The organism is Lentzea guizhouensis (assembly GCF_001701025.1).
Taxonomy (GTDB): domain Bacteria; phylum Actinomycetota; class Actinomycetes; order Mycobacteriales; family Pseudonocardiaceae; genus Lentzea; species Lentzea guizhouensis.
In genome coordinates this window covers 4,585,442-4,607,762 of the sequence record NZ_CP016793.1, presented here as the reverse complement: position 1 = coordinate 4,607,762, position 22,321 = coordinate 4,585,442, and the positions used below count along the sequence as shown (strand labels likewise).

Annotated in this window: 20 protein-coding genes; 7 read left to right on the top strand and 13 right to left on the bottom strand. The window is 70.8% G+C overall.

Translation table 11 applies throughout. The features are described from left to right. Window positions 1-87: 87 nt before the first annotated feature. The gene (locus tag BBK82_RS22885; RefSeq protein ID WP_237048322.1) at window positions 88-3,258 is read right to left on the bottom strand and encodes a S8 family serine peptidase; all 3,171 of its coding nucleotides are present in this window, start codon (window positions 3,256-3,258) and stop codon (window positions 88-90) included. Between the two features lie 253 nt (window positions 3,259-3,511). On the opposite strand from BBK82_RS22885, the gene BBK82_RS22880 reads away from it, so the two are divergent. Beyond that, window positions 3,512-5,014, top strand: coding sequence for a M48 family metallopeptidase (locus tag BBK82_RS22880; protein WP_170067954.1), 1,503 nt, complete (start codon window positions 3,512-3,514; stop codon window positions 5,012-5,014). A 17-nt stretch (window positions 5,015-5,031) separates the two neighbouring features. Next, a complete protein-coding gene (locus BBK82_RS22875; RefSeq protein ID WP_083268095.1) occupies window positions 5,032-6,123 on the top strand; it encodes a DUF4034 domain-containing protein in 1,092 nt (363 codons plus the stop codon). Here the strand turns inward: BBK82_RS22875 and BBK82_RS54250 are convergent. The 3 genes from BBK82_RS54250 to BBK82_RS22860 form a co-directional block, all read right to left on the bottom strand. Then, complete coding sequence (locus BBK82_RS54250) at window positions 6,036-7,382, bottom strand: hypothetical protein (protein WP_154697437.1); 1,347 nt, start codon at window positions 7,380-7,382, stop codon at window positions 6,036-6,038. The two genes, BBK82_RS22875 and BBK82_RS54250, sit on opposite strands and share 88 nt — an antisense overlap. Window positions 7,383-7,468: 86 nt before the next feature. Next, window positions 7,469-8,743 carry a DNA polymerase IV gene (locus BBK82_RS22865; protein WP_065916829.1) on the bottom strand — a complete coding sequence of 425 codons (1,275 nt, stop codon included), beginning with the start codon at window positions 8,741-8,743 and terminating at the stop codon, window positions 7,469-7,471. Window positions 8,744-8,776: 33 nt separating this feature from the next. Next, window positions 8,777-9,871 (bottom strand): amidohydrolase family protein, encoded by a 1,095-nt coding sequence (locus BBK82_RS22860; RefSeq protein WP_065916828.1) that lies wholly within the window; start codon window positions 9,869-9,871, stop codon window positions 8,777-8,779. 12 nt (window positions 9,872-9,883) lie between these two features. Here BBK82_RS22860 and BBK82_RS22855 point away from each other — a divergent pair, with 12 nt between their 5' ends. After that, the gene (locus tag BBK82_RS22855; protein WP_065916827.1) at window positions 9,884-11,194 is read left to right on the top strand and encodes a type I glutamate--ammonia ligase; all 1,311 of its coding nucleotides are present in this window, start codon (window positions 9,884-9,886) and stop codon (window positions 11,192-11,194) included. A 24-nt stretch (window positions 11,195-11,218) separates the two neighbouring features. Here BBK82_RS22855 and BBK82_RS22850 read toward each other — a convergent pair whose 3' ends face one another. The 7 genes from BBK82_RS22850 to BBK82_RS22820 all read right to left on the bottom strand — a co-directional run bounded on the left by BBK82_RS22850 (window position 11,219) and on the right by BBK82_RS22820 (window position 16,134). Beyond that, entirely contained in the window at window positions 11,219-11,968 is a 750-nt protein-coding gene (locus BBK82_RS22850) for a sigma-70 family RNA polymerase sigma factor (protein ID WP_179953830.1), read from the bottom strand. Window positions 11,969-11,973: 5 nt separating this feature from the next. Next, the gene (locus BBK82_RS22845; protein ID WP_170067953.1) at window positions 11,974-12,648 is read right to left on the bottom strand and encodes an RNA polymerase sigma factor; all 675 of its coding nucleotides are present in this window, start codon (window positions 12,646-12,648) and stop codon (window positions 11,974-11,976) included. A 183-nt stretch (window positions 12,649-12,831) separates the two neighbouring features. Continuing rightward, window positions 12,832-13,386, bottom strand: a complete 555-nt coding sequence (gene shbA / locus BBK82_RS22840) for an RNA polymerase sigma factor ShbA (RefSeq protein ID WP_065916825.1) — start codon at window positions 13,384-13,386, stop codon at window positions 12,832-12,834. Beyond that, on the bottom strand, window positions 13,386-13,949 hold the full coding sequence (locus BBK82_RS22835) for a sigma-70 family RNA polymerase sigma factor (protein WP_065916824.1): 564 nt from the start codon (window positions 13,947-13,949) through the stop codon (window positions 13,386-13,388). The genes shbA and BBK82_RS22835 overlap by 1 nt, the downstream gene beginning before the upstream one ends. An 84-nt stretch (window positions 13,950-14,033) precedes the next feature. Continuing rightward, window positions 14,034-14,705, bottom strand: a complete 672-nt coding sequence (locus BBK82_RS22830; protein ID WP_065921276.1) for a class I SAM-dependent methyltransferase — start codon at window positions 14,703-14,705, stop codon at window positions 14,034-14,036. Between the two features lie 41 nt (window positions 14,706-14,746). Continuing rightward, window positions 14,747-15,316 (bottom strand): sigma-70 family RNA polymerase sigma factor, encoded by a 570-nt coding sequence (locus BBK82_RS22825; protein WP_065916823.1) that lies wholly within the window; start codon window positions 15,314-15,316, stop codon window positions 14,747-14,749. Window positions 15,317-15,414: 98 nt separating this feature from the next. Continuing rightward, the gene (locus tag BBK82_RS22820; RefSeq protein ID WP_065916822.1) at window positions 15,415-16,134 is read right to left on the bottom strand and encodes a class I SAM-dependent methyltransferase; all 720 of its coding nucleotides are present in this window, start codon (window positions 16,132-16,134) and stop codon (window positions 15,415-15,417) included. Window positions 16,135-16,167: 33 nt separating this feature from the next. Here BBK82_RS22820 and BBK82_RS22815 point away from each other — a divergent pair, with 33 nt between their 5' ends. From BBK82_RS22815 to BBK82_RS22800, 4 genes are all read left to right on the top strand, one after another. After that, window positions 16,168-17,013, top strand: coding sequence for a ParA family protein (locus tag BBK82_RS22815; RefSeq protein ID WP_065916821.1), 846 nt, complete (start codon window positions 16,168-16,170; stop codon window positions 17,011-17,013). Then, complete coding sequence (locus tag BBK82_RS22810; protein ID WP_065916820.1) at window positions 17,006-17,767, top strand: DNA-formamidopyrimidine glycosylase family protein; 762 nt, start codon at window positions 17,006-17,008, stop codon at window positions 17,765-17,767. Before BBK82_RS22815 ends, BBK82_RS22810 begins: the two co-directional genes overlap by 8 nt. 20 nt (window positions 17,768-17,787) lie before the next feature. Further along, a complete protein-coding gene (locus BBK82_RS22805) occupies window positions 17,788-19,038 on the top strand; it encodes a cytochrome P450 family protein (RefSeq protein ID WP_065916819.1) in 1,251 nt (416 codons plus the stop codon). Window positions 19,039-19,101: 63 nt separating this feature from the next. After that, window positions 19,102-20,097 (top strand): quinone-dependent dihydroorotate dehydrogenase, encoded by a 996-nt coding sequence (locus BBK82_RS22800; protein ID WP_065916818.1) that lies wholly within the window; start codon window positions 19,102-19,104, stop codon window positions 20,095-20,097. Here BBK82_RS22800 and BBK82_RS22795 read toward each other — a convergent pair. Next, a complete protein-coding gene (locus BBK82_RS22795; protein ID WP_335618103.1) occupies window positions 20,071-21,312 on the bottom strand; it encodes a uracil-xanthine permease family protein in 1,242 nt (413 codons plus the stop codon). The two genes, BBK82_RS22800 and BBK82_RS22795, sit on opposite strands and share 27 nt — an antisense overlap. 181 nt (window positions 21,313-21,493) lie before the next feature. Beyond that, window positions 21,494-22,315: a phage shock envelope stress response protein PspM gene (pspM, locus tag BBK82_RS22790; RefSeq protein ID WP_065921275.1), complete on the bottom strand. Its 822-nt coding sequence runs from the start codon at window positions 22,313-22,315 to the stop codon at window positions 21,494-21,496. Between the last annotated feature and the right edge of the window lie 6 nt (window positions 22,316-22,321).

Sequence of the window (22,321 nt, the reverse complement as noted above, 5' to 3'; positions counted from 1 at the left end):
CGGGGGCTCCCAGGCCCTGCGTGGCAGAGCTGTGGTGCCCCCGAATCCGATGCTACTCAGCGGGTCTGACGTTGTTGAGCGGCTCGATCAGGCCGCGATCTTGTAGGCCCGGATGATCGTCACCTCACCCGTGCCGCCCGCCGCGTCCGTGGTCTTGGCGCGCAACGAGGCGGTCTTCGCCCCCTTCGGGTGCTGCACGACGGCCCGGTCACCGGCCACCGGCACCTGCTTCCAGGTGGCGCCGTCGTCGAACGAGACCTCGACGGTGAGGCGCTTCACCCGAGGCGTGCCCGCCGCCTGCTCGACCTTCACCGGCACGACGAGCACGCGGCCGTGTGCGGTGTCCTGGCCGTCGAGCTTCGGCAGGAAGCGGACGACCGAGAGCGGGAGCGTGGTGATCTCGGTGGTGTGCTGGGACTTGAACGTCCAGGCACCGCTCACCTTCGTCGACAGCTCGCCGGGGCGGCTGTGCTCCATCTCGGCCCGGTAGCTGCCGCCGGCGGCCGGCACGTCGAAGACCGCGCTCGGGCGGTCCGACTCGCCGAGCTTGGTTCCGTTGTGGAACAACGTGGTTCGCGCGGTGCCGTTGTACGCACGGCCCTCGCCGCCGTTGCCGTCAGTGAAGAGCGGCACGCGCACGGCGATCTGGTCCTCGAAGCGGGCCAGGCCGAAGCCGGGCGCGGCGGGCACGGACGGGCCGAAGACCGCGATGCCGAACGTCTGCGCGTACTTCTTGCCCGCCTTGTAGGACTTCGCCGGGGACTCCGTGGAGTACTCCATGTCGTTGTCCGCGGTGCTGCGGTCGTAGATCCAGCTCCACTTGCCGCCCGCGGCGTTCACGAAGTCCACGCTGCGGCCGCCCTCGGGCACCGGGACGAAGGCCGCGAAGCCACCGCTGCCGTCGGTCGGGTACGGCATCACGGCGACGGAGTGCTTGGCGCCCTCACCGGCCGGACGGAAGCCGGTCGTCATCTCGGCCAGCTCCGAGGCCGGCACGGCGCGCTCGAAACCGGTCGGCACGCCGCGCTCGGTGAACATCAGGCGGTAGCTCACGGGCGTCTTCTCGTCCCGCGGCGTGCCTTGGAACTGCTCGGCGATCGACGTCGTGAAGCCAGGCGCGTCCGCGCCGATCCTCCCGGTGAGCACCTGGCCCGCCAGACCGCCGAAGAAAGCCCAGCCGTACCCGCTCCGCTCGCCCGCGACCTGCGAGGTGAACGAGATCGTGCCGATCAGGCCCGTCGCGGCAGCGTCCGGCGTCTTGAGCGCCACCGGCTTGGCCACGCGTGCGTCGACGGTGATGCTGCTCTTGCCGGTCACCTGGACCTTCGGCGCCACGACCAGCGCGACCCGGTCGTCCGCGGTGAACACCGCGCTGTCCACCTGGTACTCGCCCTTGGGCAGGCGCAGGTTGTCGCCCAGCACCGGATAGCCCTTGCCGGTCACGAGGTTGACGAACGTCGTCCGCGCGTTCGCCGCCGGGTTGCCGTCGGTGCCGAGCACCGCGACGTCGACGTCGTAGCTCTCCACCTCGCGGGTGACGCTGACGAGCGTGCGCAGGCCGGTCGAGGTGACGATCGCGCCGCTGTAGGCACCGTCGGGCGCGTTCACCCTGGTGTCGGCGGTCAGCGTGGCCTTGGCCGTGCCGCCCGCCGGGACGGTGACCTGACCCGGCGACACGGTGAGCAGGCCGGCCGGAGCGGGCTTGCCGTCCGGGCCCTTGACCTCCGCGGTCAGGTCGAACGTCACGGGCTCGGCACCCGCGTTGCGGTAGGTGAGCTCGCGGACGACCTTCTGGTCGTCGTCGTGCGGCCACTGCTGGACGCCGAAGTTGACGTTGCCCGGCTCCGAGACCACCTGCTGCACCAGCATCTTCGGCACGTCCACGCGACCTGTGCCCTGGTCGAACGGGGTGAGCGCCGGGTTGGCCCTCGCCGAGGCCATCACGGTCGCCTTGAGCTGCTGCCCCGACCAGTCCGGGTGCTGCTGCTTGAGCAGAGCGACGACACCGGCCACGTGCGGCGTGGCCATCGACGTGCCGTCCATCGCGACGTGGCCCTGCGTGCCCGCCTCGGCCGCCGTGATGCCGACACCGGGCGCGGTGACGTCCGGCTTCACCGCACCGTCGGCCGCCGGACCGCGGCTGGAGAACGGCGCGATGGCGTCGTTGCGGTCCACCGCACCCACGGTCAGCGCGGACTCGGCGCTACCCGGCGAGCCGATGGTCTCCGGCCGCCCCGAGTTGCCGGCCGCGACCACGAACAGCGCCCCCGTCTCGCGGGAGATCCGGTTGACCGCGTCCTCGATCGGGTCGACGTCCGGGGTGTCGTAGCCGCCGAGGCTCATGTTGACGACCTGGGCGCCCTGGTCCGCCGCCCACTGCATGCCGGCGAGGATCGCCGAGTCCGGGCAGCCACCGGGGAAGCAGACCTTGCCGTCGAGCAGCTGCGCGTCCGGCGCGACACCGCGGTGCTGCGCGCCCTTGCTCGCGATCGTCGACGCGACGTGCGTGCCGTGGCCGACCTCGTCGGTGTTGTCCGGCGAGTCGGTGAAGTTCTTCTCCGCGAGCTGCTGGCCCTGCAGGTCGGGGTGCTTCTCGTCGACGCCCGTGTCGAGCACCGCGACCTTCACGCCCTTGCCGGTGATGCCGGCCTGCCACGCCTGCGGCGCGCCGATCTGCTTGGTGCTGCGGTCGAGCGACACCTTGCGCAGCCCGTCGAGCCACACCTTGTCCACCGCGCCACCGCTGAGCGCCTGCCAGGCACTGCCCGACTTCGCCGCGGTCGCCGCGACCAGACCGGCCACCGGTTCCTGCGCGGCGAGCGCCGACAGCGCCGCACCGCCCGATCGCGCGCCCGCCGCCGGCCGCACGATCACCGGCACCGTGTCGCGGCGCGCGTCGTCGTACCCGAACTCCACCAGCGACGTCACGTCGAACAGCCGCTGGTCCAGCTTTCCGCGCAGGACCAGCAGGTCCGCGTCGGCCGGGACCACGTGCCGGTGCCCGTTCTCGGTGAACGTCCGCACCGGCACCCGGTCGCGGCCAGGCCCCGGCACGTACCGGACGACCCGCCCACCGGCCAGCTCCACCCGGTCGCCGGTGATCAGCGTGATCACGTGGTCGCGCTTTCCACCCTGTGGCGCAACGGGTTCCTCCGCGTGCGCGCTGGTGGCCGTCGCGGCGATCGTCGTGGTGACGAGCCCGGCCGACAACGCGAGCGCGGTGATCCCCCGACGGGCACCTCGCTGTACTGCTCTCACTGGGTACCTCCAGTGCTCGATGAGGTTGCGTGAGTGACCGTAGGGACACTCTGTGTCACTTGACTTCCGCCTGAAGGCCAGTGCTGCGGTGACTCATGTCATCCCGCAGAGGTACACGGACTGGCCGAACGGCTGGTTGACACAACGCTGCGTGATCCGGCGTTGAGTTCGCCGCCTTCCTTGCTGCACACTGCACTTCTGCCGCTCGTGCGGGCAGATCTGGGGGAAGGTCGCTCTGCTCATGCTTGTTTCGTTGCGCGCTGCCACCGCGGCGGCGCTGCTCGCCGGCTGCCACCTGCTCGTGGCGGGCCTGGCCGGCGGGCTGCTCGCGTTCGAGATGCACGCCCTGGTCGAGCGCCCGGCCACCGGGGTGAAGCTCGCGTTCCTGGTGCTGCCCGCCGTCTACGTGCTCGCGAGGGCCGTGATCACGCTGGAGCGCCGCGGTTCCCGGTCCGGCGAGCTGCCCGGCGTCCCCGTGACCGCCGCCGAACAGCCGGCCCTGTGGAACCTCGTCCACCGCCTGGCCGCCGACGTCGGCACGCGCGCACCCGACGAGCTCCGCATCACCGGCACCGTGCACGCCGGCATCGCCGAGGACACCCGCTTCCTCGGCCTGCGCGTGCTGCGCCGCCGGATGTTCGTCGGCGCTCCCCTGCTCACCTCGCTCACCGAGAAGCAGCTCATCGCCGTGCTCGCACACGAGCTCGGCCGCTACTCGCACACGGAGTCGCGCCTCGCGGCCGTCGTCGTGTCCGGCCGGGAAGCCGTGCTGCGCGCCGGTTCCCTCCTGGACACCGACCGCTGGCTGCAGCGCCAGGTCGTGCAGCTGTTCCGCGCCTACGCCAAGCTGTTCCTCCTCGTCTCCCGCCCGGTCAGCCGCCGCCAGGAGCTCGCCGCCGACACCCGCGCGGCACACCTCGCCGGCTCCTCCGCCGCGTCGAGCGCCCTGCGCGAGCTCCCGGTGATCGACGCCGCCTGGGACCTCTTCACCCACCGCCACCTCACCGCGGCGTGGGAGGCCGGGTACCTGCCCGCCACGATCTTCGACGGCTTCTTCCGCCTGCGCACCTCCCCCGACCTGCAGGAGGAGCTGGAGGCGGTCCGCAGCGCCCCGTCCGAGCCGGACCGCGGCCCCTACGACACCCACGCCCCGTTGACCGACCGCATCGCCGCGGCCGACGCCCTGGACGCCGAACCCGAGTCCTGGGGCGACCGCCCGGCCCTGGACCTGCTCGACGACCCCACCCCGCTGCTCGACGCGGCCGTCCTCGACACCCTCGCCCCCGAGGCGGCCGAGAAGGAACGCGTCGACTGGGCCACCCTCAACCACATCGGCGCCCGCTCCCGCGTCGTCCACGGCACCGAACGCCTCCTGAACGCCGCCGCCCAGCTCATGGCCAAGCCCCCGTCGCTCACGACCGTCCTCGACGCCCTGGACGCCGGCCGGCTCGGCGACCTCGGCCCCGCCTCCTCGGTCCCCGGCAACCGCACCGCCGGCCCTCGCGCCCGCCGCGAGATGGCCCGCGGCGAGGTCCTCGCCGAGCTCGCCGCACTGGTGGCCCTCGCGTTCTCCGACGCCGGCCTCGCCCACTGGGAGCTCGACTGGCTCGGCCGCACCACGTTCGTCACCTCTGCCGACGACCTCGACATCGCCGACCACCTCGACGAGGCCGTCGCCGACCACGGCAACACCCGTGGCCTGCGCAACGCCCTGGCCATGGCCGGCGTCGCCCCCGGCTACCGCCCCACCCGCTGACGGGAGCACGCACCACCGTGGTCTTCTCGCTGTTGTTCAAGCCCAAGGAAGCCCTCACCGTCTTCCGCCTGATGCGCGAGGCCAAACGCCGCGGCACGACGGTCGACGAGCTCCCGACCGAAGTCGTCGCCGCCTTCCTCCTGCCCCGGACCCACCCGGAACGCTTCGGCCTGCCACCCTCCGCCGAGATCACCAGCGTCGCGCCCGTGGAAGACCCCGCCCTGGAGGCCGTGAAGGCCGACGTCCTCGCCGGCCACTGGCACAACGCCGCCGACCTCGCCGCCTCCACCTACGGCTCCTGGGACCGCCGCCAACGCGTCGTCTGGACCCTCGCCGACCTCGCCGCCAAGGACGACACCTGGCTCAACGCCTGGCAGACCGCCCGCCCCGGCGACCCCCACTGGTCAGTCGTCCACGCCATGTCCCTCGTCTCCCTGGCCTGGGACATCCGCGGCAGCGCCAGCGCCTCCGACACCACCCGCACCCAGTTCGAGGGCTTCCACCGCATCCTCACCGAGGCCCGCGACGCCGCCCGCGCCGCGGCAGCCGTCCTCCCCGACGACCCGACCCCGTGGAACACCCTCGTCACCCTCGCCCGCGGCCTGGGCCTCGACCACGACTCGTTCCGCGCGCTGTGGTCCGAACTGGTCGCGCGAGACCCGTTGCACCACAACGGACACCTGCAGGCCCTCCAGTACTGGTGCGCGAAGTGGCGTGGTTCCAACGAGATGGCGCTCGGCTTCGCCCTGGAAGCCGCGGACACCTCCGTTCGGTTCGCCGGGTTGCCCCTGCTGGCGGCGCAGGAGGCGGAAAGCACGGACTCCTCTCTGTGGCGCACGCCGGAAGTGGTTGGCGCGCTTGAAGTTCTGCTGAACCGGTTGGCGGACGAGGGTGCGGACACGGTCGCGGTGCGGGACGACCGGGGGTACGCGATCCTCGCTTTGTTGCGGTTGCGGCGGTTCGACGAGGCTGTGGCACAGTTCCGGGCTTTGGGGGTGCAGGCGGATGCGGCGCCGTGGAACTACTTCGAGATGCCGGTGATCACCTTCCTCAGCATGCGCGGGGAGGCCCTGAAAGGGGCTTCGCGAGCGGCTCGGGTGGGGCGGTAGACGCACGCGGTGCGGTGTGGACGCGGGGCAACCGCGGATGCTGAGGCGGCGGAGTGTGGTGGCCTCCTTCCAGGTGCGCGTGGGTGTCGGTTGGGCGGTGCCCTGCGCCGGTGAAGGCGGCGTTGACCGTTGCCGGCCTCTCGGCAGGGCCTGCCCTGACTGGCTGGCTGAGGTAGCGCGCGGGGGTGGGTGCGGCTCGCCGGCCTTGGTGCCGGACGCGTGGGCGGCACGACGGCGGCGGCTCGGAGGAGATGTGCGGGCTCCTTTCGCGAGTCGGTGGGCTCGGTGGGCGTGGAGTGAGCGCGCGGCACGGTGAGGGCGAGCGGCTCAGCGAGCGACTGCGTGGCGGGCTGAGGTGAGGGCTGGCGGCTGGGTGAGCAGTCGGCAGGTGGGGCGGGGTGCGCCTGCGGGCGGTGGGTCGTGCAGGAGTGGTCAAGGAGTTGGGTGTGGGGTTGGTTGTGGCGTGGGGCAGGGGAAGCGGCGTGGAGCCGTCGAGGCGCGGGAGGTCGAGGCGCGGGAGGTCGAGGCGCGGGAGGTCGAGGAGCGGGGTAGCGCGGGAGCGGTGAGGGCCGGTGGGGCCGGCAGAGGTGGAAGGGCCGGGCGGTGAGGGTGAGAGCGAGGGTGGGGTGGGAGGTGGGTGAGGTGGAGGGGCGGGTCATGACGGCGTGTTCCAGTTGGCGGGTTGGGGAGTCGCCGAGGAGTTTGCGGGCCAGGGCGGTGCCCTTGCGCGGGGCGAAGGCCAGTTCGGTGCGCAGGGCGTGGACGCCTACGAGGTGGGCGGCCTCTTCGAGGATGGCGCGGGTGTCGGGGATGGACTTGGTGCAGCGGACGGCGTCGATGGTGGCGCGGGCCAGTGGGGCGGTGTGGAAGCCGCGGCGCAGGACCGGTTTGGGGACGTGGTCGGTGCGCATGAGGGCCAGTGGGCCGTAGCTGACGGCGCGGGAGTGGCGTGGGGTCAGCAGGTGGACGGCGGGCGGGACCGGGGTCGACTTGAGGCCGTGCAGGTACAGGGCGTCGAAGCCGGTGACCATGCCCTGGTCGCCGACGTAGAGGAGGGCGGCCTGGAGCCACTGCTCGCGGGTGGGTTTCCCCGCGCTGAGCAGGAGGATGCCGGGCAGGAGGCGCTGCCAGGGAGTGCCGTGGCGGCAGCGCTGGTCGATGACCGGACCGGTCAGTCCGATGTGGATCAGGGCCGCCACCGGGGCGATGCGGTGGCGGAACAGGATGTGCAGGGCTTCCAGGTCGATGGGGTGGCGCATGGGGTCAAGGTTGCCTCGGGGGAGGGCCCTGGTGACCGGGGTGCCGGGAAGCTGTGGATTACTCGCGGGTTGTGGACAGGTCGCGATCAGTCGGGCTTGGGTTCGAACTCGGCAGTCCTCTGTGGATCCTTGCCGAGCAGTGAGGCCGGGCGGACGGCGAGCTTGCCGAAGCGGGAACGGGCCTGGTCGGCGGCTTGATCGGCTTCGCGCCAGCCGTTCTCGGGAGCGTCGAAGATCAGTTGGTGAGCGGAGTCGGAGTTGTCAAGTCCCTCGATCCGGACACCTATGAGGCGGACCGCGCCGTGCGGCACCTGCGTGTCGAGCAGGTCGACGGCGGTGCGGTAGATCTCCTGCGTCACGTCCGTCGCGACGGACAGAGTGCGCGAGCGGGTGATCGTCGTGAAGTCGGCGAACCTGACCTTGATGGACACCGTCCGGCCGTGCAGACCCTTGGCGCGCAACGAGCTCGCCGTGCGTTCGGACAGGCGCAGCAGCTCGCGGCGCAACACGGCGCGGTCGAGGTGGTCGACCTCGAAGGTCTCCTCGGCACCGATCGACTTCTCCCGCGACACCGGCACCACGGCGCGTTCGTCCACACCGCGCGCCAACGCGAACAAGTGCTCCGCCAGCGCCACCCCGATCTTGCGGCGCAACGTGGCGAGCGGCATCGCGGCGACGTCGCCGACGGTCTCCAGGCCCAGCTGCGCCAGGCGCGCGGCGGTCTTCTCCCCCACGCCCCACAACGCGCCGACCGGCAACGGGTGCAGGAACTCCAGCGTCGAGCCGGCCGGGATGACCATCATCCCGTCCGGCTTGCACATGCCCGACGAGAGCTTCGCGAGGAACTTCGTCGGCGCCACCCCGACAGAACACGTCACGCCGTGCGCCTCGAACACCCGCGACCTGATCAGCTCACCGATCCCGCCCGGCGTCAGACCGAGCCGGCGCAGCGCCCCGCCGACGTCGAGGAACGCCTCGTCCAACGACAGCGGCTCCACCAACGGCGTGATGTCGCGGAAGATCGCCATAACGCCACGCGACACCTCTTCGTACAGGTGGAACTGCGGCGGCAGGTACACCGCGTGTGGTGCCAGACGACGCGCGTGTGCGGTGGGCATCGCCGAGCGCACACCGAGCTCGCGGGCGATGTAGTTGGCCGAAGACACGACACCGCGTCCACTGACACCACCGACGACAACAGGCTGGGAAGCGAGCTCAGGGCGTTCCCGGATCTCCACCGACGCGTAGAAGGCGTCCATGTCCACGTGCAGCATCCGGCAACCTGTGTCATCAGGCCAGACGCCGTCACGCGCGCGGAAGCGTTCGCGCAGGCCGCGTGGCAGGTTCGCACTGCGACCCATCAAGAACTCCCCTCGAACCCCTGTTCGAACATCCTACAGCCGGCACACACGGGCAGCGTTCTCCGATGCGATGAGTCGCGCGATCCGGTGAGCGTCCTCCTCCAGGAACGCGTCCCTACGCAACCCATCAGCCAAGAAGTCGGACAACGCGCGCCTGAACAGCAACGCACCGAGGTAGTACAACTCCGGCAGTCCGAACGCGTCCGTCGAGAACAGGAACTTCCCGTACGGCACGATCTCCAACGCCTCCGCGAGCACCCGCGGCGCCTGATGCCCCAGCCCGTGCGTCGCCAGCCCGAGATCGCAGAACACGTGCGGGAACACCTGCGCGAGATATCCCGCATGCCGGTGGAACGGGTAGTTGTGCAACAACAACACGGGTACCCCAAGCGATGCCGTCGCGCGCAGAAAGGGCGTCAACAACAACGGGTCACCCAACGACAGATCCGCGTCCGAGTCGCCGTACCCGACGTGGAACTGCAACGGCAGCCCGGCGTCCAACGCCTCCCACGCCAGGAACGCGATCACCACCGGGTCCGCCAGCCGCCCCGTCCACGCCTCCACCGCCCGCAGCACCTCGGCGTCCGACGGCCGCGCCGCCGGAAGTCCGAGTCCGGTCCGATACGCCGCGATCGACTTCGCCGCGACCGCACCGGACCCGGCCAGCGCCACCCGCACCGCGTCCACGAACTCCGCCGGCGACACCTCCTCGCGCACCCGCTCGGCCAGGTGCTCCAGCCGCACGACGTCGTGCGACACCGCCCCCGCCAGCGACGCCATCTCCTCCGCGGACAGCAACCGGTCCGGCTGGAACCCGCCGTCCACCAGGAACGTGTGGATCCCCGACGCCATCAGGAACGTCCGCGAGACCTCGGTGATGTGCAGCGAATTCCTCCGTTCGAGGTACTCCTCCACACGGGCGTGCCGCGGCAGGTCGAGCAACGGCGCACACCACCGCCGCACCGCGAACCCGACCGCCGAGTCGAAGAACGTGCCACCCAACGGCGAGACACCGTCAGCCTCCAACAACAACGACTCGAACTCGTCGCGTGTGCTGTCCACGCGCAACACACCGTGGCAGTGGTGATCTATCAGCCCGAGTTCGGCGACGAACGGCAGAATGCCCATACGCTCAGGATCGTGGACTCTGCGGAACGGGACCAGCGGTTCGACCGCGCGACGGAGCTGTTCGACGGGCTCAACGCACGCAACGTGAGCATCGTGGCACTCACCTGGGTGGACAACAGCGGCATCACCCGCACCAAGTCCGTCCCTCTGCGCAGGCTGGCGCACGCGGCAGCACACGGCGTCGGCGCCTCGCCGGTGTTCGACGTGTTCCTGTTCGACGACTGGATCATCCAGGGCCGGTTCGCCGGCGGCCCGGTCGGCGACCTGCGGCTGCACCCCGACCTCGACCGCCTCACGGTCCTCGCCGGCCAGCCCGGCTGGGCGTGGGCGCCCGTCGACCGCCACTACCAAAGCGGCGTCCCGTACCCGATGGACCAGCGTCTGCAGGCACGGAAAGCACAACAACAACTCGCCGCGCACGGCCTCACCGCGAAGGCCGGTTTCGAGATCGAGTGGTGCGTGGGCAAGGCGGGCACCGACGACTGGGTCCCGGCGACGACCGGTTCCGCCTACGGCCACGCCCGCCAGGTCGAGCTGTCCGACTACTGCGTCGACCTGCTCAACGCCCTCGACCAGCAGGACGTCGAGGTCCTCCAGTTCCACCCCGAGTACGCCGCCGGCCAGTTCGAGATCTCCACCGCGCCGGAAGACCCGGTCGGGGCAGCGGACACCGCCGTGCTCGTCAAGGAGACCGTCCGCGCCGTCACGATCCGCCACGGAATGCGCCCGTCGTTCTCGCCGAAGGTCATCAACGGCGGCGTCGGCAACGGCGGCCACCTCCACCTCAGCATCTGGCGCGACGGCACGAACCTCTTCGACGGCTTCACCGACGAGGCCAAGCAGTTCACCGCGGGCGTCCTCGGCCACATCCGCGCGTTGTGCGCCATCGGCTGTCCCTCTCTCGCGAGCTACCTCAGGCTCGTGCCGCACACGTGGGCCGCGCCGTTCGTCGCGTGGGGCGAGGAGAACCGCGAGACCGCACTCCGGCTCATCCGCGACAACCTCGAGGTCAAGTGCTTCGACCTCACCGCGAACCCGTACCTGGTCGTCGCGGGCGTGATCGCGGCCGGTCTGGACGGCATCGCGACCGCCGCGAGCCTGCCGGAGGGCCTCAACGTCGACCCCGCGCTGCTCGACGGCACGCCCCGGCTGCCGACCTCGCTGAAGGAGGCCGTCGAGGAGTTCGAGGAGGACGTGGTGCTGACCGAGGCGTTCGGCGAGGCGCTGGCCGGGACGATCGCGGACGTGCGGCGGGGCGAGATGGAGCGGTACAAGGACGCGAGCCCGCAGGGGATCGCGAACGTGACGCGCTGGCGGCACTGACAGCACCAACAGCACTGACGGCGCTCACCCGACCACCTCCTGAGCCGCGATCTCCTTGCGCAACCGGCTCAGCGCACGGTGCTGGGCCACCCGCACCGCACCCGGCGTCGACCCCACCGCCTCCGCCGTCTCCTCCGCCGACAACCCCACGACCACGCGCAGCACGAGGATCTCCCGCTGCTTCTCCGGCAGCACCCGCAGCAGCTCACCCATGCGCGCGGAGAGCTCGCCCTGCAGCGCCTGCTGCTCGGGTCCGGCCTCGCGGTCGGTCGCCTCCGGCAGCTCGGGCACGGGCTCGGCACGGTTGCGCGCCGCGGCACGATGAGCGTCCGCGACCTTGTGCGCCGCGATGCCGTAGACGAACGCGAGGAACGGCCGGCCTTGGTCGCGGTATGACGGCAACGCGGTAAGCACGGCCAGGCAGACGTCCTGTGCGACGTCGTCCGCCGTGGCGAATGACCGGCCAACGCGCGCGCGGCAGTACCGCACGATCAACGGCCGTAGCGACGAGAGCAGCTTTTGCATCGCACGGCGATCACCGGCAACGGCATCGGACACGTACGAATCCAAGGTTTCCGGCCTGCTGGCCAGCGAACCGGGCGACGGCGCCTCGACCGGTTCGGCCGACCCGCCCGCCTTCGCCCGTTCGAGCAACGCGTCCAGCCTCGGGCCACGCGACCGGCCGGCCAGCTGCTCGGTCGCGGCGTCACCGACCGAGGTGATCGACACGGCGGCTGCCGGCACCTTGCGGTGCAGTCCTGGTGAGAACTCCATGGCGGTCACCGCCCTCCCTTCGCCGCCCCGCGGGCAGCCTCTTTCGCGCGCCGGAGCTTGCCTTCGACAGCGCGCGTCGAGATCCGCATGAACTCGGCGATCTCCGCGTGCGAGTAGTTCTGGTCCTTCAGGAAGAGCAACGTCCTGCCGTCCTCGCTCAGCTCGGCGAAGAGGGCGTCCACCGCCTCGCGGGCGAGGATCGCGTCCTCCGGCTCGCCGTCGGCGGCGACGTGTTCGAGGCGGGACCACGCGTCCAGCAGGTGCAGTTCGTGCCAGGCGTTGCTGCTGGTCCGCCAGCGGCGGTAGACATTGGGGAAGGCGAGCACACAAGCGTTGACGAAGTACTCCTTCAACGGTCCGTTCTCGACGGACCACAGACCGCCGAGAACGCCTTTGTCGCGGAACAGGACGAACCCGGCCAGCACGGTCTCGCTCGCGAGGTCCTCCGCCTCGTGCGGCAGGACGTCCTGGCGTGCCAGGGAACGCTCGCGCTTCTCGCACCTGGCGAACATCGCACCCGACTTGACCAGGCTTGTAACGATCTCGAGGCCGTAGCCGAGAAGCCGGTCGAGGTAGGCGTGCCATACCGGACCGGCACAGCCGGCCTCGCGGAAGTGCCGGACGAGCAGGTCGTCCATGCGAAGCGGGTCGGCTTCGAGAGAACTGAAGTGGCGGGCCACGTCTGCCACGGTGAGCAGAGGCTCGCTCAGTTCGCGCTCATGCGCTGCTTCTGGGGTTTGCCCCATGCACTGGGTCCCTACGTCGGCGACGGCGTGTTGGTGCCTTTGCCAATGGAGATGTCGTTGCGGAGCACTCATCCCACGCAGTCGGACCAACCAGTTCCAAACGGTTTCAAAAGCAAATCACTCACCGAGCGAGCCGAACTCCTTGCGCAGCCTGGCCAGCGCCCGGTGCTGGGCCACCCGCACCGCGCCCGGCGTCGACCCGACCGCCTCCGCCACCTCCTCCGCCGACATCCCCACCACCACGCGCAGCCGCACGATCTCGCGCTGCTTCTCGGGCAGCACCTCCAGCAGCCGCGCCATGCGGCGCGAGAGGTCGCTGCCGAGCGCGCGTTCCTCCGGGCCCGCCGAGCGGTCGGCCGACTCGGGGAGGTCGGAGGTCGGGTCGGAGCGGTCGCGGGCGGCGGCGCGGTGGGCGTCGGCCACCTTGTGGGAGGCGATGCCGTAGACGAAGGCCAGGAACGGGCGTCCCTGGTCGCGGTAGGAGGGCAATGCGGTGAGCACGGCCAGGCAGACCTCTTGTGCGACGTCGTCCGCCGAGGAGAGGGCACCTACTCGGGAGCGGCAGTAGCGGAGGATCACCGGGCGGATCGCTTCGAGCAGCTTGGCCACGGCCGCGCGGTCGCCGGCCAGGGCGCCGGCGACGTGCTCGTCGGCCGTCTCTGTGCTTCCCATCAGATCAGGACGCTGGCCTCGGCGATCTCCTTGCGCAGCCGGCCCAGGGCGCGGTGCTGCGCCACGCGCACGGCGCCGGGAGTCGAGCCGACGGCCTCAGCGGTCTCCTCGGCCGACAGACCCACCACCACGCGCAGCACGAGGATCTCGCGTTGTTTGTCGGGCAGCCGGCGCAGCAGCTCACCCAGGGCACCGTTCAGCTCGCCCCGCAGGGCGAAGTCCTCGGGCCCGGCGCCGTGCGAGACCTGGTCCGGCACCTCCGCGGTCGGCTCCGCTCGGTTGCGGGCGAGCGCGCGGTGGGCGTCGGCGACCTTGTGGGCGGCGATGCCGTAAACGAACGCCAGGAAGGGCCTGCCCTGCTCGCGGTAGTTCGGGAGAGCCCTCAGCACGGCCAGGCACACGTCCTGCGCGACGTCGTCCGCAGTCGTCGCGGAACGCCCCACACGCGCGCGACAGTACTTCACCACCAACGGGCGCAGGTAGCGAAGCACCTGGTCAACGGCCCTGTGGTCGCCGTGGACCGCGCGGTTGACCAGCTCTGCGGGCAAAGCCGAACTTTCCATGTGAGTGCCCCCTCCTGAACGCCTCGGAGAGGAGACGTGTGGATCGTCACTCCTTATGCGGAAAGTAGGGGAAGTTTCGGAACGTCACTCGAATGGAGCAATCATCAGCGGTTGGTAGAACGCGGAGAGGAACCACTCCGGGGAAGCGAAACCGGCGCGTTCCGCCAAATCGGTGAATTCGTGACGGTTGATCGCCCAATACCGTGCCTTGTCCACCACGACCTGCCACGACTCCGCCTCGTGCAGCCGGAACATCTCCAGCTCGTACTGGTCGCCGTCCCAGTGCCAGAGCTGGAACCACACGACCCGCCCAGGGCCCACGGACGGAGGTGTCGACAACGGTCGCGACAAAAGCAGTTCGTCGTAGTCGCGGATCGAGACAATCAGCCTGCCGCCCGATCTGAGCACCCGGCGCATCTCCCGCAACGCGGCCAGCATGTCGTCCGCGGTGAGCAGATGTGGCATCGCATTGTCCAACGCGACAACGACGTCGAAAGAATCCGAAGCGAACGGCAACGAACGCATGTCTGCCGCGACAACGGGCAGTGAAACCCCTCGCGCCGAAGCCTCCACACCGGCCCGACGAGCCGCCACCGGCGAGAGGTCGGCCCCGACGACGGAGTACCCGCGCATCGCCAGACCGATCGCTTGGGTACCGATGCCACACGCACAGTCCAGAACGCGCGCACCAGCCGGGACGAACTCCGAGAGCTGCGCGGCCTGCCGGGCCATCGACGCGTCCCAGTCCGGGAACATCAGGTCGTAGGACCCGGCCAGCGCGTCGTAGAAGGCCCCGGTCAAATCAGCTCCTCGACCCCCACCGCGGACCGCAGCTTCGCGAGTGCCCGGTGCTGCGCCACCCGCACAGCGCCCGGCGTCGACCCGACCGCCTCGGCCGTCTCCTCCGCCGTCAGCCCCACCACCACGCGCAGCACCAGGATCTCGCGCTGCTTGTCCGGCAACGAGCCCAGCAGCTGCCCCAGGCGCGCCGACAACGAGCCGAGCAGCGCGCTCTGCTCCGGGTCCGCGGTCGTCGACGGGCCGTCCGGCACCTCGGCGACCGGTTCGGAGCGGTTGCGGGCGGAGGCGCGGTGGGCGTCGGCGACCTTGTGGGCGGCGATGCCGTAGACGAACGCCAGGAACGGCCTGCCCTGCTCGCGGTAGGTCGGCAGCGACGTGAGCACGGCCAGGCAGACCTCCTGGGCCACGTCGTCCGCCGAGGCGTACGCGCGTTCGCCCCGCCCGACGCGCGCCCGGCAGTACCGGGTCACGAGCGGCCGGACGGAGGCCAGCAGCCGTTCGACGGCAGGCCGGTCACCCGCGACGGCCTCGTTCACCAGCGAGGCCAGCAGGTCGGAACTCTCCATGGCGCGGGTCCCTACGTAGACGAGCGAAGACTACATCTTTCGCCGCAAAGTCGTTTGGGACCACTCCACGGGACAACATTCGTCCCGAAAGCAAAGGCTCAGTGAGTGCGGCGGGCGAGCACGTGCAGCCGGGCGGCCACGTCGCGCAGCGGAGACCGCGTGGCAGCGGCCAGCTCGAGCTCGGCCAGCGCGTCGGCGGCACCCGGATTCGCATCCAACACGACGCCGGGCACCAGGTCCGACACCACGCCGTGGCCTTGCAGCAACTCGACGGAAAGTCCGGCGCCGAGCACCAGCTTCTCCAGGCCGGCCACGTCGAACCGGCGCCGCAACGGGTCGCGCGTGCCCGCCAGCTGGCCCGCGTCGTCGTCCAGCAACCGCCGCGCGTCGACGATCCGGCCGGCGATCGCGCGGTGCAGGATCGCCGCGAACCGGCTCGCCACCAGCACCGACACCGCCCCGCCCGGCGTCACCGCCGCGGCCAGCGCCACCAACGCGGCGGGTGCGTCGTCCACGACCTCCAGCACCCCGTGTGCGAGCACCAGATCGGCCTCACCAGCGGGAACGCCCAACGAGTCGGTGTCGCCCTGGACCGCGTTGATCGTCACACCCGCCTCGCGCGCACGCGTGTGCAGGGTGGCCAGCGCGTTCGGCGACGGCTCCACGACCGTGACGGCACAGCCCGCGGCGGCCAGTGGCACGGCCCACACGCCGCTGCCGCCGCCGACGTCAAGCACGCGGGGCGGTTCGCCACCCCTGCGCTCGCGCGCGGCGGCCAGTTCGGCGTCGAGCACCCTCTGTACGGCGTCCGGTCGCATGGCACACAGCGTAGGAGACCCTAGAGTAGGTCTGTGCATACGGTGTCCGTGCTCAGCCTCAAGGGAGGCGTCGGCAAGACGACGGTGGTGCTCGGCCTGGCCTCTGCCGCCCTCCGCCGTGGTGTCCGCACTCTGGTGATCGACCTCGATCCGCAGTGCAACGCCACGTCGACGCTGGAGCCCGAGGATCCGAAGGCGAGCATCTACGACGTCCTGAAGGACCCGTCGGAGGAGAACCTGGAACAGGCGATCCGCCCCAGCAGGTGGGGTGACGGCATCGACGTGCTGTCCGGGTCGGAGGACGCCGAGCTGCTCAACCACCCCGACCCCAACGAGTCGCGCCTGCACCGGCTCAAAGCCGCGCTGCGCACGTTGCGCGACATGTACGACGAGTTCCCCTACCAGCTCGTGCTGCTCGACTGCCCGCCCTCGCTGGGCCAGCTGACCCGCTCCGCGCTGGTCGCGGCCGACCGCGCGTTGCTGGTGACCGAGCCGACCATGTTCGCCGTGGCGGGTGTGCAGCGCGCGTTCGAGGCGGTCCAGAACGAACGTGAGAACAACAACACCGATCTGCAGCCGCTGGGCGTCGTGGTGAACCGGGTGCGACCGCGCTCACACGAGCACCAGTTCCGCATCGAGGAGCTGCGCGACATCTTCGGCCCGCTGGTGATGCCGGTGGCGTTGCCGGACCGGCTCGCCGTGCAACAGGCCCAAGGCGCGTGCATGCCGATCCACGAGTGGGGTACTCCGGGCGCGCGTGAGGTGGCGCTGGCGTTCAACCTGCTGCTGGCCCGCATCCAGCGCATCTCCCGCAGCCGCCGGCGTGCGGTGCACCACGACTTCGACGACGACGAGATCCAAGAGGCGGTGGATGCCTGAAGGCGACACCGTCTTCCTGGCCGGTCATCGGATGAACGATGCCCTGGCCGGGAAGACGCTGCTGCGCGGCGAGTTCCGCCACCCGAAGCTCGCCGCGCTGGACCTGGCCGGGCTGGACGTCCTCGCCGTGCGCACGTACGGCAAGCACATGTTCACCCGGTTCTCCGACGGCAACAGCCTGCGCAGCCACTTCCGGATGGACGGCGCGTGGCACCTGTACCGGCCGGGCGAGCGCTGGAAACGTCCTGGGCACCAGGCCCGCGCGGTGTTCGAGGTGGACGACCGGCAGGCCATCGGGTTCGCGTTGCACGACCTGGAGTTCCTCCCGACACATCGGGAAGACGAGCTCATCTCACATCTCGGGCCCGATCTGCTCTCGCCCGACTTCGACGCCGCTGAGGCCGTTCGGCGGTTGACCGCGGATCCCGAACGGCCTGTCGGGATCGCATTGTTGGACCAGCGCGTGATGGCCGGTGTCGGCAATCTCTACCGCGCGGAAGTGTGTTTCCTGCTGGGCGTTCTCCCGACGGCACCGGTGTCGGCGACGGACCCCCGACGTGCGGTTGCGCTGTCGCGGAAGCTGTTGCAGGCCAACCAGTGGCGGCCGGAGCAGTCCACGACGGGCGACCTGCGGGTGCAGCACTACGTTTTCGAACGCACCGGCAGGCCGTGTTTGCGGTGCCGCACAAGAGTCCGTTCGGGCGAGTTCGACGGCAGATTCGTGTACTTCTGCCCTAAATGCCAGTCCGGTTGAACCGAGACGCTCCCCCGGCCGTGTCCTTCGACATGGCGGTAAATCTGGATGCGTTGCGCCCGGGCTTCACCGACGACCCGTACTCGGTGCTGACGAGCCTGCGTGAGGCAGGTCCCGTGCACCGGGTCGAGAACTTCGGCGTGCCCATGTGGCTCGTGACCCGCTACCGCGACGTGCGGGCCGCGTTGGACCACCCGCTGCTGTCCTCGCACGGCACCGCGCTCGCCGGACCCCTGCGCGGCCACCCGCACTTCGCGTCGTGGTGGTTCGGCGACCTGTCCGACCACATGATGAACGCCGATGCCCCCGACCACACCCGCCTGCGCCGGGCCGTGTCGAGCGAGCTGACCCCGCGCCGCATCGCCGCGCTGCGCCCGCGGGCCGAGCAGCTGGCGGCGTCACTGGTGGACTCCTTCGCCGACGCCGGCCGCTGCGACCTGGTCGCGGACTTCGCGGCCCCGCTGCCGATCACCCTGCTGATGGAGCTGCTCGGCGTGCCGGCGGTCGACCAGGAGAACTTCCGGTACTGGGCGGACGTGGTCACCGGGCTCGCCGACGGTGACGCCGGCTCCGCCCGCGAGGAGGCGTCCGGGTACCTGCAGGACCTGGTGGCGCACAAGCGGACCTCCGGCGACGACGACCTGATCGGCGGGCTGGCCCGTGCCACGGGCGAGGCCGCGCTGACCGACCGCGAGCTCGCGTCGCTGGCGTTCCTGCTGCTCGTGGCGGGCTACACGACGGCGGTGGACCTGGTCGGCAACGGCACGCTGGCGTTGCTGCGCCACCCCGAACAGCTGGAGCTGCTGCAGCGCTCGTCGTCGTTGCTGCCCGGCGCGATCGAGGAGTTCCTGCGGTTCGACGGCCCCACCTCGCACCTGCTGCGGTTCGCGAGCCAGGACCTGACGATCGGCGGCGTGCAGATCCCCGCCGGTGACGTCGTGCTGCTGTCGCTGGCCTCCGCCGACCGCGACACCAGCCGGTACCCGCGCGCCGACCAGCTCAACATCGAACGCGCGGACCGGCAGCACCTGGCGTTCGGGCACGGCATGCACTTCTGCCTGGGCGCGCCGATGGCGAGGCTGGAGGGCGAGGTGGCGTTCCGGACGTTGCTCTCGCGCTGCACCACGCTGGCGCTCGACACCGCGCAGCCGCTGGGCTGGCGGGTGTCGCTGGGCAGCCGCGGCCTGCGGTCGTTGCCGGTGCGGTTCCTGGCCAAGCCGGCCGTGCCGCTCGACGAGCAGGCGACGGTGAAGGTGCCCAAGCCGTCCTGAGCTGCGCCTCGACCGGGACGACCGGCGCGCGCCCACCCTGAGCTGCCGTTATAGGGTGACCGCGTGGTCTACAAGCAGGTGGTTCGCAAGGCGTTGTTCTCGATGCACGGCGGCGACGCGGAGCGGGTCCACGAGACCACGCTCAACGCCATGGCGCGGCTCAGCCCGCTGGCCAGGTTCGCGCGGGGCCAGGACAACCCGCGCACCGTGTTCGGCGTCCGCTTCCCCAACCCGGTCGGTCTCGCCGCCGGGCTGGACAAGGACGGGCGCGCGCTGCCGGCGTGGGCCGCGCTGGGGTTCGGGTTCGTCGAGGTCGGCACCGTCACGTGGCACGCGCAGCCGGGCAACCCCAAGCCGCGGCTGTTCCGCCTGCGCGAGGACGAGGCGATCATCAACCGGATGGGCTTCAACAACGCCGGAGCGCGCGCGCTCGCGGCGAAGCTCGACAAGACCACGCTGCGCGCCCCGCTGGGCATCAGCCTGGGCAAGTCCAAGGTCACGCCGGTCGAGCACGCCGTCGAGGACTACCTGAACTCGCTGAGCGCCTTGCAGGACCACGGCGACTACTACGCGATCAACGTCAGCTCGCCGAACACGCCTGGCCTGCGCAGCCTGCAGGACAAGGGCGCGCTCACCGAGCTGGTGCAGGCGCTGACGCGGGCCACCGACAAGCCGATGCTCGTCAAGATCGCGCCCGACCTCACCGAGGACGCCATCGCGGAGGTCGTCCAGGTGTGCGAGGACCACGGCATCAAGGGCCTGATCGCCACCAACACCACGGTGAGCCGTGAGGGCCTGAGCAGCCACCACAGGGACGAGACGGGCGGTCTGAGCGGCCGCCCGCTGACCCGGCGGGCGAACGACGTGGTCCGGTTCATCACGAAGAACAGCGACCTGCCGGTGATCGGGGTCGGCGGCATCGCGACGCCGGACGACGCCCAGCGCATGATCGACGCGGGCGCGAGCCTGGTGCAGCTCTACACCGGGTTCATCTACGAGGGTCCCGGCCTGGTCAGCCGGATCAACAAGGCGCTACGAGGTGTGCCGGGCGGCGCGTAGCCAGCGCATCACCGGGTGCAGGATCACCACGAGCAGCGATCCCCACACCAGGCCGCCCATCTTCAGCTCACCGATCTCGATGGTCAGGTCGCCGACACCGGCGACCAGCGCGGCACCGCCGACCATGGCGTTGACCGGGTTGGTGAGGTCGACGCCGCGGTCCATCCAGATCCGCACGCCGATGAGCACGATCAGGCCGTAGAGCACCAGCGTGCACCCGCCCAGGACTCCGGGCGGGATGGTGCCGAACAGCGCGATGGCCTTCGGGGAGAACGCGAGCAGCACGGAGATCACCCCGGCGATCGCGAACGCCGCCGTCGTGTAGATGCGGGTCACGGCCATCACGCCGATGTTCTCGGAGTACGTCGTCGTGCCCACGCCGCCGCCCAGGCCGGACAACGCCGTGGACAGGCCGTTGGCGATGATCGCGTCACCGGCGCTGCCGTCGAGGTTGCGGCCGGTCAGCGCGGCCACCGCCTTGACGTGCCCGACGACCTCGGCGACCAGGACGATCACCACCGGCAGCATCAGCAGCACGACGGACGGGCGCAGCTCCGGCTGGTGCAGCTGCGGCAGGCCCACCCAGGCCGCGTCGCGCAACGCCGCGAACTTCGCCGGCGGCACCGCGCCGGCCAGCACGCCGCCGACCCACACGGCGACGAACCCGAACAGCACCGAGAACCGGAACAGCACCCCGCGGCCGAGCACCCCGGCCAGCAGGATCACCCCGGTCGTGATCGCCGCGAGCGCCGGCTGCTCCGCGAAGTGCGAGGTGGCCTGGTGCGAGAGGTTGAGGCCGATGATGATCACGACGGCGCCGGTGACGACCGGCGGCATGACCGTCTCCAGCAGCCGCACGCCGAGCGCCTTGACCGCGATGCCGATGACGATCACCAGCAGCCCGGCCGCGACCACGCCGCCGAGCTGGGCGGCGATGCCCTGTTCGCGGGCGGCGACCAGCGGTGCGACGAACGCGAAGGACGAGCCGAGGTAGCTGGGGACGCGGTTCTTGGTGATCAGCAGGAACAGCAGCGTGCCGAGGCCGGAGAAGAGCAGCGTGGTGGCGACGGGGAGACCCGTGGCGGTGGGCACGATCACCGTGGCGCCGAACATGGCGACCAGGTGCTGCACGCCGAACCCGACGGTCAGCGGCCAGCTCACCCGCTCCTGCGGTGCGACGGTCTCACTGTCGGTGATCCGACCGTCCCCGTGCACGGTCCACAACGCCAACGCACTGCCTCCCGGCAACCCACCCGGACTTCCCGCTGCCCGGCCCCGGAATCCTGCCACGCCTGGTAGTGGCCACGGCTAGATAACGGTCTGATAATCACACGATTGCCGTAAATATCTCCAGCATTCCACGCCGATAGACGTATGTGATTACCCAGCGTGACGATTAATACGCTGAATAGCCTGACACGTCGCGCATCGCCGAGGCGAGGCCGGCCATGTGGTCGGTGGCGTCGTCCAGCACCGTGCGCGGATCCGTGTAGGCCGTGCTCGCCGCGAGCGCCTGCCCCGCGGCGGCCACCAACGCACAGTAGCGGTCCACGCCGTCCGCCAGTTGGACCCTGAGCACCCGCACGCCCTCGATCAACGCCGTGCGCTCCAGGTGCGGAGCGGTGTCCCGGGCCCGTTCGACGGCCTGCAGCTGCGCCGACACCGAACGGATGGCCGCGGACGCCTCCTGGGCGGTCTGGCGGGCGTGCTGGATCGACTCGGTCGGCAACGAGGTGAGCGTCGGCGAGTCGAGCTGCTTGAGCAGCTCGGTCATCGTGTCCTCGGCGCTGTGCAGCTTCTCCATCGGCGCCCGCGCGGCGGAGATGTGCGCGGGCAGCGGCGGCCGGGGCGGAGGCGGTGGGCTCAGCGCGAGCCGCTGCCTGGCCACGTTCAGCTCGCGCAGCTTCAAGCCGCTGCGCACGGCGAGGACCGAGGGCACGGCGGCGCCGATCGAGCCGGCCACGGCGGCCCAGGTGCCCAGCACGCCGGTGAAGCCGAAGACGGCCAGCGTGCCGAGCATCGTGATCAGGATCGCCCAGAACGTGAGCACGGCGTTGGTGCGCTTGCGCTTGCGCTCGAGCTTCGCGACCGGGTCGTTCCACTTCTGCAGCCGGTAGCGCGCCTGCTCGGCCAGCGGGTGGCCCTGGAGCGACGCACCCAACTCGCCGGCGACCTTGCGGACGATCTCGTTGTTGGGACGGTTTCTCCAGGGCTCCATGATCAC

What these genes read in the sequence shown, in the direction of transcription:
- BBK82_RS22835 (WP_065916824.1), bottom strand. Translation starts at nt 13,949, where the DNA reads ATGGAAAGTTCGGCTTTGCCCGCAGAGCTGGTCAACCGCGCGGTCCAC.
- BBK82_RS22820 (WP_065916822.1), bottom strand. Translation starts at nt 16,134, where the DNA reads ATGCGACCGGACGCCGTACAGAGGGTGCTCGACGCCGAACTGGCCGCC.
- BBK82_RS22825 (WP_065916823.1), bottom strand. Translation starts at nt 15,316, where the DNA reads ATGGAGAGTTCCGACCTGCTGGCCTCGCTGGTGAACGAGGCCGTCGCG.
- shbA (WP_065916825.1), bottom strand. Translation starts at nt 13,386, where the DNA reads ATGGGAAGCACAGAGACGGCCGACGAGCACGTCGCCGGCGCCCTGGCC.
- BBK82_RS22830 (WP_065921276.1), bottom strand. Translation starts at nt 14,705, where the DNA reads ATGTTCCCGGACTGGGACGCGTCGATGGCCCGGCAGGCCGCGCAGCTC.
- BBK82_RS22850 (WP_179953830.1), bottom strand. Translation starts at nt 11,968, where the DNA reads ATGGAGTTCTCACCAGGACTGCACCGCAAGGTGCCGGCAGCCGCCGTG.
- BBK82_RS22860 (WP_065916828.1), bottom strand. Translation starts at nt 9,871, where the DNA reads ATGGGCATTCTGCCGTTCGTCGCCGAACTCGGGCTGATAGATCACCAC.
- BBK82_RS54250 (WP_154697437.1), bottom strand. Translation starts at nt 7,382, where the DNA reads ATGCGCCACCCCATCGACCTGGAAGCCCTGCACATCCTGTTCCGCCAC.
- BBK82_RS22865 (WP_065916829.1), bottom strand. Translation starts at nt 8,743, where the DNA reads ATGGGTCGCAGTGCGAACCTGCCACGCGGCCTGCGCGAACGCTTCCGC.
- BBK82_RS22810 (WP_065916820.1), top strand. Translation starts at nt 17,006, where the DNA reads ATGCCTGAAGGCGACACCGTCTTCCTGGCCGGTCATCGGATGAACGAT.
- pspM (WP_065921275.1), bottom strand. Translation starts at nt 22,315, where the DNA reads ATGGAGCCCTGGAGAAACCGTCCCAACAACGAGATCGTCCGCAAGGTC.